This window comes from Streptacidiphilus sp. BW17, from assembly GCF_041262485.1.
In the GTDB taxonomy this organism is placed as follows: domain Bacteria; phylum Actinomycetota; class Actinomycetes; order Streptomycetales; family Streptomycetaceae; genus Streptacidiphilus.
This window is the reverse complement of the sequence record NZ_JBGCCR010000010.1, coordinates 74,887-91,209: the sequence shown is the minus strand read 5'-3', so window position 1 is coordinate 91,209 and position 16,323 is coordinate 74,887. Positions and strand designations below refer to the sequence as shown.

The window sequence follows — 16,323 nt, the reverse complement described above, 5'->3', positions numbered from 1 at the left end:
TGCTGCCGAACAAATCCGACGCGGATCCGACGCGGATCCGGCGCCGATCTGACGCCGATCTGACGCAGCGTCAGAAAATCTCTTCCGCTCTCCGACGCCGTGCGCCATGCTGCCTCCACCAGGGTGACGCCGGATGCGATGGAGAGCCGCCGATGAGGACCCGACTCAGCGAACAACTCGGCATCGAGCACGCCGTGTTCGGCTTCACGCCGTTCCCCGCCGTGGCCGCCGCGATCACGCGGGCCGGTGGTCTCGGCGTGCTCGGTGCGGTCCGGTACGGCGAGGCCGAGACGCTGGCCAAGGACCTCGACTGGATGGACGCCCAGTGCGGCGGTCTGCCCTACGGCGTCGACGTGGTGATGCCCGCCAAGAAGGTCGAGGGCGTCACCGTCGAGCAGGTCGAGGCGATGATCCCGGAGGGCCACCGCGCCTTCGTCCGCGAGCAGTTGGCGCGGCACGGCGTTCCGGAGCTGCCGGCGGGGCAGCGCGGCGGATGGCGGATCACCGGGTGGATGGAGGAGGTCGCGCGTTCGCACGTCGACGTCGCGCTGGGGCACCCGATCAAGCTGCTCGCCAGCGCGCTCGGTTCGCCGCCCCCGGACGTGATCCAACGCGCCCACGACGCGGGCGTGTTGGTCGCCGCACTGGCCGGGAGCGCCCGGCACGCACAGCGGCATGCCGCAGCCGGGATCGACATCGTCGTCGCCCAGGGGCACGAGGCGGGCGGGCACACCGGCGAGATCGGCACCATGGTGCTGGTCCCCGAAGTCGCCGCCGCCGTCGACCCGTTGCCGGTGCTGGCTGCCGGAGGCATCGGCACCGGCGCGCAGGCCGCCGCCGGTCTGGCGCTCGGCGCGCAGGGCGTCTGGCTCGGCTCGGTCTGGCTGACGGTCGCCGAGTCGGAGCTGACCTCGCCGGTGCTGCGGCAGAAGCTGCTCGCGGCGGGCAGCGGCGACACCGTCCGCTCCCGCTCGCTGACCGGCAAGCCCGCGCGCCAGCTGCGCACGCAGTGGACGGAGGCCTGGGACGGGACGGAGAGCCCCGGCACCCTGCCGATGCCGCTCCAGGGCCTGCTGGTCGCCGACGCGTTGAGCCGGATCCAGACGTACGAGACGCCCGAGCTGATCGGCACGCCGGTGGGCCAGATCGTCGGCCAGATGAACGAGGTCCGGCCGGTCGCGGCCGTCATGGACGAGCTGACGCGCGGCTTCGAGCAGGCCGTCGCCCGGCTGAACCGCATCGCGGACCGAAACGTGAACCGCATCGCGGACCGGAACGTGGGCCGGAACGTGGAGAGCACCGCCGAGGAGGGTGACCAGGGATGACCGACGCCAACGCCAACGCCAACGCCAACGCCAACGCGAACGCGAACGCGAACGGCTTCTGGGCACAGGCCGCAGCCGACCCCGAGCGCGTCGTGATGCACGCGCCCGACGGCACCGCCTGGACCGCCGGACGCCTGCTGGCCGCCGCCAACCGGCTGGTCCACGGCCTGCGCGAGGCGGGCCTGGGCGTCGGCGACGCCTTCGCCGTCGTGCTGCCCAACGGCGTCGAGCTCTTCACCGCCTACCTGGCCGCCTCGCAGGCCGGCTTCTACCTGGTCCCGGTCAACCACCATCTGGTCGGGCCGGAGATCGCCTGGATCGTCTCCGACAGCGGCGCCAAGGTGCTGGTCGCGCACGAGCGCTTCGCCGAGGCGGCGACCGGCGCGGCCGACGAGGCGGGCCTGCCGAAGGAGCGTCGCTACGCCGTCGGCGACCTGCCCGGATTCCGCCCGTACGACGACCTGTTGGACGGCCACAGCGCAACGACCCCGAGCGAGCGCACCACCGGCTGGGTGATGAACTACACCTCCGGCACCACCGGCCGCCCGCGCGGCATCCGCCGTCCGCTGATCGGCAGGCCGCCGGAGCAGACGCCGCTCGGTGGGTTCCTCGGCATCTTCGGCATCCGGCCCGGCGATGGCAACGTGCACCTGGTCTGCTCGCCGCTGTACCACACCGCCGTGCTCCAGTTCGCCGCCGCGTCCCTGCATCTGGGCCACGAGGTGGTGCTGATGGACCGTTGGACACCGGAGGACATGCTGCGGCTGATCGACCGTCACCGGGTCACCCACACGCACATGGTGCCGACCCAGTTCCACCGCCTGCTCGCACTCCCGGAGGCCACGCGGGCGCGCTACGACGTCTCCTCGATGCGCCACGCCATCCACGGCGCCGCGCCCTGCCCGGACCATGTGAAGCGGTCGATGATCGAGTGGTGGGGCGAGTGTGTCGAGGAGTACTACGCCGCCAGCGAGGGCGGCGGCACCTACGCCACCGCCACCGAGTGGCTGGCTCGCCCGGGCACGGTCGGCAAGGCGTGGCCGATCAGCGAGATCGCCGTCCTCGACGACGAGGGCAAGCCGGTGCCGTCCGGTGAACTGGGCACCGTCTACCTGAAGATGAACACCGGCGGGTTCACGTACCACAAGGACGAGGCGAAGACACAGGCCAACCGGGTCGGTGACTCCTTCACCGTGGGCGACCTGGGGCTGCTGGACGCCGACGGCTACCTCTTCCTGCGCGACCGCAAGATCGACATGATCATCTCCGGCGGCGTCAACATCTATCCGGCCGAGATCGAGTCCGCCCTGCTCCAACACCCCGCCGTCGCCGACGCGGCGGCCTTCGGCATCCCGCACGACGACTGGGGCGAGGAGGTCAAGGCCGTCGTCGAACCCGCCGTCGGCCACGAGCCCGGCGAGCAACTGGCGCAGGACATCCTGGCCCACTGCGAGCGGGTGTTGGCGAAGTACAAGCGCCCCCGCTCCGTCGACTTCGTCGCCGAACTTCCCCGCGACCCCAACGGCAAGCTCTACAAGCGCCGCCTGCGCGACCCCTACTGGGAGGGCCGCACCCGTCAGGTCTGACCGGCGCTCCGCGACCGGACGAAGCGGCTCATCCCCCTCGTCTACTGATCCACTCCACGGGACGCGCGATCTGCGGCAGACTGGGCCGCCATGGGGGACTGGTTCGAGCAGCGCGAGGCGGGCGACGGCGTCGTCCGGATCAGCGAACCGCACGTGGACCCGTTGGTCCGGGCGAATCTGTGGTGGCTGCGCGGCACCGACCGCGATGTCGTCGTCGACGCGGGGTTGGGCGTGGTGCCGCTGCGTCAGGAGCTGCCGGAGCTCTTCGCGCGCGACCCGCTGGTGGTTCTGACCCACGCGCATCTGGACCACGTCGGCGGCGCGCACGAGTTCCGCGAGCGTGCCGCCCATCCCACTGCGGCCCGGAGTCTCGCGGAAGGTGTCCCCGCCAGCCTGTTCGGCGCGGAGCTCCGCGAGAAGCTCGGCATCGACGACGCCGGGGAGCCCGTTCCCGAGCTGCTGCTCGACGCGCTGCCGCACCCGGGTTACGACCCGCGCGGCTATCGAGTCGAACCGGTCCGGCTGACGCGTGAACTCCGGGCGGGTGACCGCGTGGACCTGGGCGGACGGACGCTGACGGCCCTTCACCTGCCGGGCCACACCGCCGACAGCATCGGCCTGCTGGAGGAGCGCACCGGGGTGTTGTACTCCGGCGACGCGGTCTACGACGGATATTTGATCGACGACCTCCCCGACTCGGACGTGCCCGCCTACCGGCGCAGCATGGAGCTGCTCGCCGAGCTGGACGTGGCGCTCGTCCACCCGGGCCACGGGCGCAGCTTCGACGGGACGCGCCTGCGTGAACTCGCAGCCGGCTACCTGCGCCGGACGTCCGGGGAGAGGTAGCGCCTGTTCCGCGGCTCAGGCCGGGGGCAGCTTGGCGGGCGGGAGCAGGGTGAGCAGGCGGTGGGGGCGTGCGGTCAGCGCTCGGGAGACCGCGTCCTCGCGCGTGTGTGGCCTTGCCCCCGGTCCGCGGCGCACCTCGATGTCCTCGGGCGGGACCGGGACGCCGCAGGACGGGCAGCCGGAGAGCGGGTCCAGTACGGTGCCGCAGGTCGCGTGGCTGAAGACCATCCGGGACCCGTCGGGCGAGGAGTGCCGTTCCCCCCACATGGCCAACGAGTAGACCGGCAGCCACAGTTCGCGTCCGGAGTCGGTGAGCAGATAGCGGTGGCGAACGGGGGACTGCTGGTACGGCTCCTTGCGCAGCACGCCCGCTGCCACCAGGGACTGGAGCCGTGCGGTGAGCACGGCGCGCGGGATGTCGAGGTGGGCGAGGAAGTCGTTGAAGCGCTGCACGCCGTAGAAGGCGTCGCGGAGGATCAGCATGCTCCAGCGCTCGCCGACCACCTCCAGGGCGCGGGCCAGCGAGCAGTCCTGCAGTTCGTAGTCGATACCGAGCGCCATGGGCTCCAGGATAGCTGAAGGTTCATTCATCGAACCTAGGTGGTAGATTGCCGTCCGTAGGTTCATTCACCAGACCTTCTTGCCGGGGAGTGTCATGCCGTCCGACCAGCCCTCCGCCGCGCCGCCGCATCGGCCCGGATCCACGCTGCTGACCGCCTGCTTCGGCACCCTCCTGGTGCTGATCGACTACACCGCGCCGCTGACCACGCTCGGTCCCACCGCCTCCGCCCTGCGCCTCGGCACCACGGCCCAGACCTGGGTGCTGACCGGCACGCTCGTCGGCCTCGCCGCGCTCCTGCTGACCGCGGGCAGCCTGGCCGACGACTTCGGTCGCAAGCGCGTCTTCGGCGCGGGAGCGCTGCTCCTGCTGCTCTCCACCGGCCTGTCGGCGCTCGCGTCGGGCCCGGCGGTCTTCCTCGCCGGACGACTGCTCCAGGGCTGTGCGGCGGCGGCGATCCTCGCCCCGAGCCTCGGGCTGATCGGCCACGCCTACCCCGCCGGTCCCGCACGGGTGAAGGCGCTGGGTCACTGGGGCGCGTCGGTCGGACTCGGCATCGCCGTCGGTCCGGTCTACGCGGCGCTGGTCGAGCGGTCCGCCGGGTGGCGCAGTGTCTACTGGGTGCTCGCTGCCCTTGCCGCGCTGCTGCTCCTGCTCAGCGCGTTCGGGCTGACCGAGTCGCGTAACCAGCGCGGGCGCAGGCTCGACCTGCTCGGCGTGCTCGCACTGGCCGGCGGAACCTCCTGCCTGATCGCCGGACTGGCCGAGGGCCGCAGTGGCTGGGGCCGACCGGAGGTGGTCCTGCTGCTGGTCCTCGGCGTCCTGCTGCTGGCTGTGTTCGTCCTGGTCGAGTCGCGGGTCCGGGAGCCGATGCTCGACCTGGCCCTGTTCCGCAGCCCGGGTTTCGTCGCGGCCGGAAGCGGCGCGTTCTTCACCGGACTCTCCATCGTTGGCTTGTTCAGCTACCTGCCGATCGTGCTGCAGAAGGCGCTGGGCGAGACGCCGGCGACCGCGGCCTGGGTGCTGGCGATCTGGTCCGGGCTCTCCGTGGTCTCCGCGCTCCAGGCCCGCCGCCTGGCCACCAGGGTCGCGGCCACCACCCAGCTCGCCGGCGCGCTGCTACTCTGCGGGATCGGCGAGGCCGCGCTGTACGGGCTGCACGCGCACGGGTCGTGGACCCACTTGGTGCCCGGTCTGGTCGTCGCGGGCGTCGGCAGCGGGGTGCTGAACGCCGGGCTGGCCCGACTCGCCGTCAGCAGCGTGCCCGCCGACCGCGCCGCGATGGGGTCGGGCGCCAACAACACGGCCCGGTACCTCGGTTCGGCACTGGGCGTGGCGGTGATGATCACCGTCGTAAGCCAGAGCCGGTCGGCGCGCGGGCCCGCGGTGGCCACGGCGACGGGCGCGAACCACGCGGTGCTGGTCGCAGCCCTGCTCTGCCTGGCCGGCGCGGCGATCGCGCTGTGGGCCCGGATCGCAGAGTCGCGCACGGCACGGCCGTCGAGCGCCGAACCGCCGGTGCCGGTGCCGGTCGCCGGTTCCGGCGTGAACGCCGCCCCGGTGGCGGGCGGGACGACCGACGAGTCGCGGGCCACCACCCGTGCTTGGATGGCCGGATGAGTTTCCGGATGAGCCATCAGGTGGACTGGGGCGAGGAGCACCGCACATCCGAACACGCCACGGAACGCTCGTTCGTGATCCGTCGCGGTTCCTCGCCCGTCCCCGGCACGGTGTGGACGCCGGTCGGGCACTCGGGACCGGTGCCGCTGGTCCTGCTGGGACACGGCGGCAGCGGGCACCGGCGCAGCGAGCGCATCCTGACGACGGCGGAGCGGGTCACCCGGTCCGGGCACGCGGCGGTCGCCATCGACGGCCCGCACCACGGCGACCGCGTCCCCTCACCCCTCGTAGCCGCCGAGTACCAGGCGCTGATCGCCGCCGAGGGCGTCGAACGCGTGCTGGACCGGATGGCCGACGACTGGGTCGCGGCCCGCGACCTGCTGGTGCGCACGGGACTGGCCGATCCGGGACGACAGGCGTACGTCGGGCTGTCCATGGCCACCCGGTTCGGTCTGGCCGCCGCAGTCGGACTCGGCGGGTCCCTGAAGTGCGCCGTCTTCGGGAAGTTCGGCGTCCAGGCCTCGCCCGACCTCGACCCGGGACTCCAGGCCCCGGACCGCGCGTTGCAGGACGCCGCCCGCATCACCGCGCCCGTCCTGTTCCATCTCCAGCGGGACGACGGACTCTTCCCGCGCCAGGGCCAGCTCGACCTGTTCGACGCCTTCGCGAGCCCGGACAAGGAGCTCCACGCCTTCCCCGGCGCCCACGGCCACACCCCGCCGCACGCACCGGACCTCCGGCACGCCTTCCTCGACCGGCACCTTGGGTGCCGTTGAGCTCACCCTGAACCACCCTGAACCACCCTGAACCTGCGTGAACTCAGTCACCTGACCTCACGCGGATGCGGCACGAGTTGGGCGGCCAGTGCCACCGCCTCCATCGCCGCGGTCTCGCGCGGCGTCCGGCCTCGGGCGCCCAGGCCGAAGAAGCCGCCTTCGTTGTTGGCGTCGGCGACCGCTCCCGCGATCTCCGTCAGGAAGCTGAGGAAGCCTGCCAGTTCGTCGACCGCCCGACGGGTGAGGAGCATGCAGGCCGCATGGATGGCGTCCAGCGCCGTCTTCTCGTAGTCGGCGTAACGGATTCCCGCCCGCAGTCCGGTGTCGAAGGTCGAGGTCGCGGCCAACTCGCGGATCAGGCGCTGGGGATGGGTCAGTCCGGCCTCGCGCAGCAGCTGGACCATGGCGAAGATCTCCTCCGCGTCGATCTCGCCCTCGGCGAGGGCGACCAGGACTCCCGAGGCCATCAGGGCCTGGTGCAGCGTCGCCCACTCCTCTGTCGTGAAGTCGATCTCACCCACCCCGTCCGCTTCGGGACCGGTGCGCAGCACCTGGAAGCCGATGTCGGCCAGCACGGTGGGCAGATACCGCACGGCGTCGACGGCCTGTGCGCGTGCGGGCTCGGACAGTTCGCCCCAGGACGCCAACTCGCCCTGGCGGGCGCCGTCCTGGCTCGCCTCCTCGCTCAGCCGGTACTCGTGCTCCAGCCGGGCCAGCACCTCCGCCTCGTGGTCGTCGAAGGCGGTGATCGGCTCGGGGCCGTGGACGGTGTGGGCGGCGGGGAACGTCAGGCAGCCGATCGCGGCCAGGCTCTCGCCGACGCGGCGCGCGTGCTCCCGACCGGCCTCGCGCGAGTCGTCCGGCAGCGCGTGCCAGGGCGGCAGCCCGGCCCCGCGGGAGGGCGGTTGAGCCGTGGCGTCGCTGGTGGCCTGCATCCGGCTCTGGTGCAGGGCCTGTGCCAGGTGTTCGGCGACCTGGGCCGAGGTGTAGTCGGCGAGACTGTCGATCACGCGGTCCTGCGCGGCCAGACGCGCCTTCATCCGGCGGCACTCGTGCAGGATCGCCTCGGCGTCGAGGAAGGTCTGCTCGGAGCGCCGGTCGCCGGAGAGGCTGAGCACCTTCTGCCCGACCATGATCACGATCATGAAGACCAGCTGCGCGAAGGTGGACAGGAAGGACATGAACGCGAACGGGTAGGGGTCGAAGGTCTGCAGTCCCAGCTCGGCCGCCCCGATCCAGACGACCTGCGTGCCTGCGGCGATGTAGAACGCCCCCATGCTGCCCAGCCGCCCGGTCAACCAGGCGGCGATCCTGCCGTTGACGCCGACGGCGTGGTCCACGGCCTGCGGCGGCGGTTGGACCCGGTGGCCCCGGATCCACGGGTGCGGGCTGGACTCCAGCAGGCTGGCGCCGCGTCCGAGCGCGCGGTCGTGCCGGTCGAGATGCGCCTGCAGGTCCGCGACCTGCGCGAAGATCGCCTCCGCGTTGCTGTAGGTCTGTACGGCCCGCCGGTCGGCGGCCTTCCCGAGCACCCGCTGGCCGACCAGGATCACCGCGCAGAGCACCAGCTGCACGACGTTGTTGAGGAAGAGCAGGAACCCGAACGGGTAGGGGTCGATCCGGTGCAGCGGGCCCAAGGTGGCCAGAATCATCCAGACGCCGCAGAAGACCAGGGTGAAGTAGAGCGCGGGCATGGACCCCACGCCCTGGGTCAGCGCCGCGGCGATCGCGCCGTTGACGCCCACCCGCTCGTCGGCAATCGTGACGGGCTGCGCGGGCAGTCCGGTTTCCGTATCGCCGACATCACTCACACGCGCTCCCCAGGTTGGTCCGGAGGGGGCATGTGACCACTCGTCATCTCCGGTGCGCAAGTTGGCCCGTGTGATCCAGCCGCACCCGCACCCGCACCCGCACGACGTGGCGCGGCGTGCGTTCGAGGGTCGGCCGGGGATGCGGCGCGCCGACGCGGAGAGGCAACCGCCGCGTCGGCGCGCGCGGCGGTTGCCTCATCGGTCCAGGTCCGTGCCCTCCCCTCGTAGGGCACGGGCCGTTGGCAGGTGCGGGCGGGCAGCGCCCCAGGTGTCCCTGTCCGTGACGGTTCACCGCCGCCGTGAGTGATCTTTCGCGATGCGACCGGGATGTGCCAGGTGTCCGGTGCGCCCTACCGGCCGTCTCACCCCGGCCCAGGCCTCTGACCAGCACTTTGAGACGCGTCTCCGCCCGAAGTGGTGACGCCGGGCAGGGGCGGGGGTTGTGGCCGCAGCGGTAGGACTAGGGCTAAAGTCCGAGTAGATTGAAGATTAGACTTTATCTAAACTGGACGCGTTCGACAGAAGGGATCGAAGCCATGGGCACCACGAGCATCTCCCCCCAGCTCCACAGCCCCGCCGACCAGCGCGCGGCGCGTGCCCGCTTCCGGGCGGCCCTGGACGCCGAGCGGCAGAGCGCCGTGCTCTACCGCGCGCTCGCGGACGGTGCGGAGGGCGAGCGGCGGCAGATCCTGCTGGAGCTCGCCGCCATCGAGGACCGGCACGCCGCGCACTGGGAGCACAAGCTGACCGAACTCGGCGAGTCCGTGCCGCAGCCGGGCCGCGTCGGGCCCCGGGTCCGGGTGCTGTCCTGGCTGGCGCGTCGGTACTCGGTCGATCTGGCCCTGCCCTTCGTGGAGCGCGCGGAGCGGGCGGACTCGGGCCTCTATCTGGGCGATCCCGACGCCGCCCCCGGCATGGCCGCCGACGAGCGCTCCCACGCCCGCGTGCTGACGCGGCTGCGTGAGGACGGCGCCGCGTCCGCGGGTCCACAGGGGGAGGCGGGCGGTCGCGGCATCCTGCGCCGCGAACGCTGGCACCGCAGCGACCGGTCCGGCGCGCTGCGCGCGGGGGTCTTCGGGGTCAACGACGGACTGGTCTCCAACGGCTCGCTGGTGCTGGGCTTCGCCGGCTCCGGCGCCGCGCCGGCGACCGTCCTCTTCGCCGGCGTCGCCGGTCTGCTCGCCGGAGCCTTCTCGATGGCGGCGGGGGAGTACATCTCCATGCGCAGCCAGCGCGAGTCCTACGAGCGTGAACTCTCCCAGGAGGCAGCCGAACTGCAGGAGGATCCCGAGGCGGAGGCTGAGGAGCTGGCCCTGATCTACCGGGCCAAGGGCCTGAGCGCGGAGGAGGCCCAGCAGGTCGCCGCCACCATCATGAAGAACCCCGACAGCGCCCTGGAGACCATGGCCCGAGAGGAACTCGGTCTCGATCCCGACGAGTTGGGCTCGCCGTGGGCTGCCGCTCTGTCCAGCCTGCTCGCTTTCGCCCTCGGTGCGGTAGTCGTCATCCTCCCGTACCTCTTCGGGGGCGGCGGCGCTGCCCTGGCCACGGCCGTGGGCCTGACCGGGCTGGCGCTGTTCACGGTCGGCGGCGCGCTCGGCCTGGTCAACGGCCGACCAGTGCTGCGCTCCGGCTTTCGGCAACTCCTGGTCGGCGGCGGTGCGGCGCTGCTCGTCTTCGTCTTCGGCCACGTCATCGGTGCGGGCGGGCTGCACTGACATCGGCGAGGTGCTGCCCCGCGCCCTGGTCGAGGACTGTTGCGCCGCGGTGCTGCGCTACGGCGACCGACCCGCCGCCAGGCGAGGGTCGGGGAGTGACCAGTTCCGGGCCTCGTCGTTGCCAGTGCATGAAGAAGGTCATCGCGCTCGCCGTACTCACCACCGCAGGACTCGCCCTCGCCGCTCCCGCGCACGCCGACGACGGCGCGAACTCGCCCCAGTCCAACGGCTTCAAGGCCGCCGTCACCTGCCTGCCGGACCTCGTCCTCTCGCCCGTCACGGGCCCCACCGCCGCAGGCCACTGCGTGCGGCAGCAGATCTTCGGCCACGACGGCTGACGCCGCACCGACCCGAGGGGTGCGCGCCGCAAGGAACGTCGCTGGCGGCGATGCGGACGCTAGAGTCGTCCGCATGCGCTACATCATCGTCGGGGCGGGCGCCGTCGGCGGCGCTGTCGGTGGGCGGTTGGCCCAGAGCGGGCGCGAGGTCGCCCTGGTCGCGCGCGGCGCGCATCTGGACGCGCTGCGCACCTGGGGGCTGCGGTTGGTGACGCCGCAGGGCGAGGAACGGTTGCGTATCCCCGCCTATGCGCACCACGAGGACATGGGCCCGCTCGGCGCGGACGACGTGCTGGTGCTCGCGGTCAAGTCGCAGGACAGCGAGGGGCTGTTGCGACAGTGGTCGGCCGCGCCCGTCAGGGGTGGCGGCACGGCGGGCGAGGTACTGCCGATCGTCTGCGCGCAGAACGGCGTCGCCAACGAGCGGGCAGCGCTGCGGCACTTCCGCACCGTGGTGGGCATGACCGTCTGGCTGCCCGCGACCCATCTGGAGCCGGGCACCGTGGTGGCGCACTGTTCCCCGCTCACCGGGATCCTGACGCTCGGTCACTACCCTGCCCGGCAGACGGACGCCCCGAGCCCGCTGCTGCAGGACCTCTCCGCCGACCTGGAGGAGTCGTACTTCGCGGCCCCGGTGGTGCCGGACGTGATGCGGTGGAAGTACGGCAAACTGCTCAACAACCTTGCCAATGCGCTGGAGGCGCTGCTCGGCCGTTCCGCGCTGGAGGTCGGAGCCGAGGACCTGCTGGCGCAGGTCAGGGCCGAGGGCGTGGCCGCGCTCGATGCGGCCGGGATCGCCTACAGTTCCGAGAAGGAACGCGCCGTGGTGCAGGGCGAGCGGATGCGGGTCACGGACATCCCCGACGTCGACCGGGCCGGCGGATCGACCTGGCAGAGCCTGACCCGCGGCGGCAGCGTCGAGGCGGACTACCTCAACGGTGAGATCGCCCTGTTGGGGCGGACGCACGGTGTGCCGACCCCGCTCAACGACCTGCTGCGCCACGAGGTGACCCGGCTGGCCCTGGAGGGTCTCCCGCCCGGGAGCGTCACTGCGGACGAACTCCGCGTGCTGCTCGGTGGCACACGCCCCGCCTGATCATGGGTCAGTCCGCGACGCGGTAGGAGGTGCCGTCGGCGGAGCGGGTCAGGAAGCCGTTCTCGACCAGGTAGCGGCGCAGCGCCGCACAGTCGTCCCAGTACTGCTTCAGCGCGATGTTGACCTCGGGCTCGGTGTAGCGGACGCCCGGCTCGAAGATCCGCCCCGTGAGGTGGGCCAGCAGTGCGAGTCGTCGTGCCGGTCGGACCGGAATCTCGGTCAGCCGCCCGTCTCGGAAGAACTGCGCCACATCCGCGCCGGGTGTGCCGGTCGCGTCCTGGTGCTTGGCCGGGCCGCGCAGAGCCGTAGCGAACGTCTCTGCGTCGGCGACCAGCCGGCCGTCCTCCGACCGCAACCGGAGCAGGCCCGCCGACTGCAACCGGGCGGCGTGACGCCCGAGCTCTGCGGGAGCCACGCCCGCGGCTCCGGCCAGGACGGCGGTGGCATAGGCGTGCAGCCGGTCCCGGTCGGCGAGGGCGGAGGCGAGCGGTGCGAGCAGCGACAGATCAGGCATGCCCGGGAGGCTATTCCTCGCCCGCGCGGCGGGGCGACCGAATTGTTGGCGTTCGCCGTTCGCGGTTCGCCGTTCGGGTCCGTGATGGGGCTCACCCTCCGCGTCGGTGTGGGAAGGCACCGCCTGGTGCATGATCAGCACCAGTGTGAACGCAGAGCGGAGGATGCACGTGAGCGAGGTATCGGGCGAGGTCACGAGCGGTGCGACAGACCGGTCTGAGCCGAACCGGTCTGAGTCGGACCGGTCGCAGGCCGGCGCGGCTGCGGAGGGCCAGCCTTCGGGCGGTGCCTTCGTCGCCGAGACCGTGCCGGACGCCGCCTCCGGCGTGGAGCGCACCGCCGCCTTGTTCGAGCGGCAAGCCGTCGGCTGCGAGGAACTCGGCTCACCGTTCTACGCTGGGCTGCTGCGCCGGGCCGCCGAGGACATCCGCGCCGGTGGCCCGTGCGCCGATGCGGTCGCCGGGTACGAGCAGGCGCCCGGACCGGACGCCATCGCCCTGCGCGTCCTGGGCGGCGTCCACGCGCTCGTCCTCACCGGTCGGGCGCCCCGCCTCGCGCCGTACTACCCGAGCGCCGGCGGCACCGCCGACCCCTCCCGAGCGGACGCGTGCTGGCGGGAGTTCCGCCAGGTCGTCGCCGACGAGCTGCCGTGGATCCGCGACTGGATGAGCCGGCCACCGCAGACCAACGAGGTGGGTCGCGCCAACCTGTTGATCGCCGGTCTGCTGCGTGCCGCCGTGGAGTACCCGCTGCCGATCCGCCTCATCGAACTCGGCTCCAGCGCCGGGCTGAACCTCCGTCCCGAGCTCTTCCGCTACACCGCTCCCGGGTACGCGTGGGGCAACCCGGACTCGCCGGTCCACCTGGATGACGCCTGGCAGGGCGCAGTGCCGACCTGGCTGGCCGAGGCGGCCGAGTCGCGGCCCATCCTTGACGTGGTCGAGCGCCACGGCTGTGACCTGACCCCCATCGACCCACTCACCGAGACCGGGGCCTTGGCCCTACGCGCCTACGTCTGGCCCGACCAGCCCGCCCGCTCCGCTCGACTGCACGGCGCGTTGGAGCTGGCCGCCCGGTACCCGGCCCAGGTGCAGCGGCTGGGAGCAGCGGAGTTCCTGAAGCGCGCGCAGGTCCAGGACGGGACGTTGACGGTGGTCTGGCACTCGATCATGAAGCAGTACGTCCCGGCGCCGGAATGGGCCGAGGTCAACGACCAACTGGCCCGGCTCGCCGACGAGAGCAGCCCGGACGCGCCGTTCGCCCACGTCTCCTTCGAGCCCGAGCGGGTCGGCAGCAGCTTCCCCTTCCGCGCGTCGGTGCGCATCGGCAGGCGGGATCGGATCCTGCTGGCCGAGGCCTACCCGCACGGGCTGCCCGCTTGGGCAATGTGAGCGATGCAGGCGATGTGGCCGCCCGTCAGCGGGAGTTGGCCTCGCCGCTTGGCCGACGTATCCGGTCGACGAAGCCGATCATCTCGTCGGCCGTGGGCCAGCGGGCGGCGTTCAGCCGCTTCGGCCCCTGGCCGGCGGGGCCTCGGGCGCCGGTGGCAGTGGCGGCCTGCCCCGTGGTCGCGTCTGCCTCCGCCTGTCCGGGGCGGTCCCAGTGACGGAGCGCGTCGGCCTCCTGCGTGCACTCGTCGGTGAGCCGACCGAGCTCGTCCTCGGAGAAGCGGTGTTGGCGGTCCTGTACGGCCCAGCGCAGCTCCTCCGCGGCGTGCATGATCCGCTCGGCGCGCCGCCGCAGCTCCGAGAGCTTGGCGTCGACGCGCGCGGCGTCGGGCTCGCGCTCCAGCACGCGCAGCTGGCCGTCGAGCTCGGCCGCGTGCTCGCTGAGCCGCCTGAACAGCGCCATCGACTCACCGACCTGCGCGTCCTGCGAGGCGGCGGCGTTCAGCGCGTCCCGGGTGCCCTCCAAGGCTCCGCGTAGCCGGAGCCGGGTGGTGGCGATCCGGCCCTGGGGTCCGAGATTGGTGTACGCCTTGGTTTTGAGCGTGAGGTCCTCCGCCTTGGCCCCCACCGCGCGGGCGGCTCGGACCATCCCGAGGACCACCAGGACGATCACGCTGATGCCCACGAGGGCGAACAAGGCGCTCAGCACTCCTGCAACCTCCATGGCCGACCTGCCCTTCTCGCTGACGCCCCTGTCCGCACGAATCCACCGTAACCTCTCGCGGTGACGGCGTCGCCGGTGATCAGGGGGAGCTCGGGGAACTCTGGGGGAGAACCCCGAGGGCGACCCCTGAGCGGACCCTGATGCCGGTCCGTCGGAGTAGGTCCGGAGCAGGTCCGGAGGGGGCCCGTGACAGCCAGAGGTGCAGGTCGGCGCGGTCAGACGGTGGCCACCTGCTTCGCCCACCGCATGTCCGGCTTGCCGGCCGGGGTGCGCTCGATCGACGGGACCAGGTGGAGGCGGCGCGGGACCTTGTAGCCAGCGACATGGGCCCGACAGTGCGCCTGCAGTGCCTCCAGAGTGAGCTCGGGCTGCCCCTCCCGCTGGTGGACCAGCGCCACCACGGTCTCGCCCCACCGCTCGTCCGGTGCGCCGACCACAACCGTGTCGTAGACCGCCGGGTGGGCCTTGATCGCCGACTCGACCTCCTCGGGGAAGACCTTCTCCCCGCCGGAGTTGATGCACGACGACCCACGCCCGAGCAGGGTGATCCGGCCGTCCTCCTCCCGCCGCGCCCAGTCGCCGGGCACGGCGTAACGGGTGCCGTCAGGCGCGGTGCGGAAGACCTCCGCGCTCTTGGCCGGGTCGCTCAGGTAGCAGAGCGGTATGTTGCCGCGCCGGGCGAGCCGGCCGACGACGCCCGCCGGGAGCGGGTTGAGGTCGTCGTCGACCACGTCGGAGTCGTCGATCGGCCGGGTGGTCACCGAGCCCTGTCCGCCGCCCGCCCGGTCGGCGGCGCTCCACTGGCTGACGCCGCCCGCGCCGCCCTCGCTGGAGCCGATCGCATCGCTCAGGTAGAGGTTCGGCAGCAGGTCGAGGAAGCGGTTCTTCACCGGCGCGGAGAACAACGCGGCGCTGCTGACCAGCCCGAACAGCGACGTCACGTCGTAGCGGTCGCCGCTGCTGTCCCCGCCGTCCTCGCCGCCCCCACCGTCCCCGCTGGCCTCACCGTCCCCTCCCGCCTCGACGGCAGCGCCGAGGGCCTCGACCAGGGGTCGGCCCATCGCGTCGCCGGTGATCATCACCACGTGCACCTTCTCGCTGCCGACCAGCTGCCAGACCCGGTCCGCGTCGAAGCGGTCGACCAGCACCGCGCGGTTGCCACGGAACAGCTGCTGCATCAGCGCCCACTGGGTCGCGCCGTGCATCAGCGGGGCGATCGGGAGGAAGGTGACCGGGTTGGCGTAGCCGGTCGTGACGATCTCCTCGGGGGTCGCCATCCGGTGGCCGTTGGTGACGTCGATGCCGCCGCCGAGGGCGAAGAAGACATCCTCCTGCCGCCAGACGACGCCCTTCGGCAGGCCGGTCGTCCCGCCGGTGAAGAGCAGGTAGTGGTCGTCGGCCGAGCGCGGTGCGAAGTCACGCTGCGGGCTACCGGCGGCGATCGCCTTCTCGTAGGGGACAGCGAGCAGGTTGACGTCGGACAGGTTGACGTCGGACAGGTTGACGTCGGGCAGGTTGGCGGCCGAGTCGGCGGGCACGTCCGGACCGCCGCTCCCCGGCTCCTCGATCACGATCAGGTGCCGGAGAGCGGGCAGCCCGGGCCGGACCTCGGCAACCCGGCTGGCGAAGCGTTCCTGGTAGATCATCGCCTTGGGCTCTGCCATGCCGAGCAGGTACGTCAACTCGTCCGTGACGTAGCGGTAGTTCACGTTGACGCAGACCGCGCGCACCTTGCAGATCGCCAGCAGCGACTCGACCCACTCCGCGCAGTTCAGCGCGTAGACGGCGATCCGGTCGCCCGGACCGAGCCCGGCCTCCGACAGGTGGTGGGCGAGGCGGTTGGCGCGCTCGTCCAGCTCCGCGAAGGTGCGCCGCTGCACGGCCCGGCCCTCGACGGTGGCGCAGCTGATCGCCTCACGCCGGGGGAAGTGGTCAACCGCTTGCTCGAACAGATCGGCCAGGTTGAATTCCATGGCCGGAGAGTAGGAGCGGGACGTTCAGAACTCCAGGCTTCCGGCGTCGT

At 72.2% G+C, this 16,323-nt stretch carries 14 protein-coding genes; 9 read left to right on the top strand and 5 right to left on the bottom strand.

All coding sequences use genetic code 11. From position 1 onward, the window contains the following. The first annotated feature begins 152 nt into the window (after positions 1–152). From ABH940_RS14965 to ABH940_RS14955, 3 genes are all read left to right on the top strand, one after another. Entirely contained in the window at positions 153–1,325 is a 1,173-nt protein-coding gene (locus ABH940_RS14965) for an NAD(P)H-dependent flavin oxidoreductase (protein WP_370105440.1), read from the top strand. Beyond that, the gene (locus ABH940_RS14960; protein ID WP_370105439.1) at positions 1,322–2,911 is read left to right on the top strand and encodes an acyl-CoA synthetase; all 1,590 of its coding nucleotides are present in this window, start codon (positions 1,322–1,324) and stop codon (positions 2,909–2,911) included. Before ABH940_RS14965 ends, ABH940_RS14960 begins: the two co-directional genes overlap by 4 nt. 90 nt (positions 2,912–3,001) lie before the next feature. Next, on the top strand, positions 3,002–3,757 hold the full coding sequence (locus ABH940_RS14955; RefSeq protein ID WP_370068041.1) for an MBL fold metallo-hydrolase: 756 nt from the start codon (positions 3,002–3,004) through the stop codon (positions 3,755–3,757). 15 nt (positions 3,758–3,772) lie between these two features. On the opposite strand, the gene ABH940_RS14950 is transcribed toward ABH940_RS14955, so the two are convergent. Beyond that, positions 3,773–4,318 (bottom strand): winged helix-turn-helix transcriptional regulator, encoded by a 546-nt coding sequence (locus ABH940_RS14950; RefSeq protein ID WP_370105438.1) that lies wholly within the window; start codon positions 4,316–4,318, stop codon positions 3,773–3,775. Between the two features lie 94 nt (positions 4,319–4,412). On the opposite strand from ABH940_RS14950, the gene ABH940_RS14945 reads away from it, so the two are divergent. Then, positions 4,413–5,936: an MFS transporter gene (locus ABH940_RS14945; RefSeq protein ID WP_370068037.1), complete on the top strand. Its 1,524-nt coding sequence runs from the start codon at positions 4,413–4,415 to the stop codon at positions 5,934–5,936. Between the two features lie 8 nt (positions 5,937–5,944). Further along, on the top strand, positions 5,945–6,712 hold the full coding sequence (locus ABH940_RS14940) for a dienelactone hydrolase family protein (protein ID WP_370068035.1): 768 nt from the start codon (positions 5,945–5,947) through the stop codon (positions 6,710–6,712). A gap of 47 nt (positions 6,713–6,759) precedes the next feature. Here the strand turns inward: ABH940_RS14940 and ABH940_RS14935 are convergent, their stop codons facing one another. Further along, complete coding sequence (locus ABH940_RS14935) at positions 6,760–8,523, bottom strand: DUF1003 domain-containing protein (RefSeq protein ID WP_370105437.1); 1,764 nt, start codon at positions 8,521–8,523, stop codon at positions 6,760–6,762. Positions 8,524–9,059: 536 nt separating this feature from the next. Between ABH940_RS14935 and ABH940_RS14930 the strand changes: the two genes are divergently transcribed. The 3 genes from ABH940_RS14930 to ABH940_RS14920 all read left to right on the top strand — a co-directional run bounded on the left by ABH940_RS14930 (position 9,060) and on the right by ABH940_RS14920 (position 11,675). Further along, positions 9,060–10,241, top strand: a complete 1,182-nt coding sequence (locus tag ABH940_RS14930; RefSeq protein WP_370105436.1) for a VIT1/CCC1 transporter family protein — start codon at positions 9,060–9,062, stop codon at positions 10,239–10,241. A 128-nt stretch (positions 10,242–10,369) separates the two neighbouring features. After that, positions 10,370–10,579 carry a hypothetical protein gene (locus ABH940_RS14925; RefSeq protein ID WP_370068029.1) on the top strand — a complete coding sequence of 70 codons (210 nt, stop codon included), beginning with the start codon at positions 10,370–10,372 and terminating at the stop codon, positions 10,577–10,579. Positions 10,580–10,652: 73 nt separating this feature from the next. Beyond that, positions 10,653–11,675 (top strand): ketopantoate reductase family protein, encoded by a 1,023-nt coding sequence (locus ABH940_RS14920; RefSeq protein WP_370068027.1) that lies wholly within the window; start codon positions 10,653–10,655, stop codon positions 11,673–11,675. Positions 11,676–11,682: 7 nt separating this feature from the next. On the opposite strand, the gene ABH940_RS14915 is transcribed toward ABH940_RS14920, so the two are convergent. Beyond that, positions 11,683–12,189 (bottom strand): DUF2087 domain-containing protein, encoded by a 507-nt coding sequence (locus ABH940_RS14915; protein ID WP_370105435.1) that lies wholly within the window; start codon positions 12,187–12,189, stop codon positions 11,683–11,685. 169 nt (positions 12,190–12,358) lie between these two features. Between ABH940_RS14915 and ABH940_RS14910 the strand changes: the two genes are divergently transcribed. After that, positions 12,359–13,579, top strand: a complete 1,221-nt coding sequence (locus ABH940_RS14910; protein ID WP_370068023.1) for a DUF2332 domain-containing protein — start codon at positions 12,359–12,361, stop codon at positions 13,577–13,579. 25 nt (positions 13,580–13,604) lie between these two features. Here ABH940_RS14910 and ABH940_RS14905 read toward each other — a convergent pair whose 3' ends face one another. Together ABH940_RS14905 and ABH940_RS14900 are read right to left on the bottom strand one after the other, a co-directional pair. Next, positions 13,605–14,300: a hypothetical protein gene (locus ABH940_RS14905; RefSeq protein WP_370105434.1), complete on the bottom strand. Its 696-nt coding sequence runs from the start codon at positions 14,298–14,300 to the stop codon at positions 13,605–13,607. 215 nt (positions 14,301–14,515) lie between these two features. Continuing rightward, complete coding sequence (locus ABH940_RS14900) at positions 14,516–16,273, bottom strand: acyl-CoA synthetase (RefSeq protein WP_370105433.1); 1,758 nt, start codon at positions 16,271–16,273, stop codon at positions 14,516–14,518. Between the last annotated feature and the right edge of the window lie 50 nt (positions 16,274–16,323).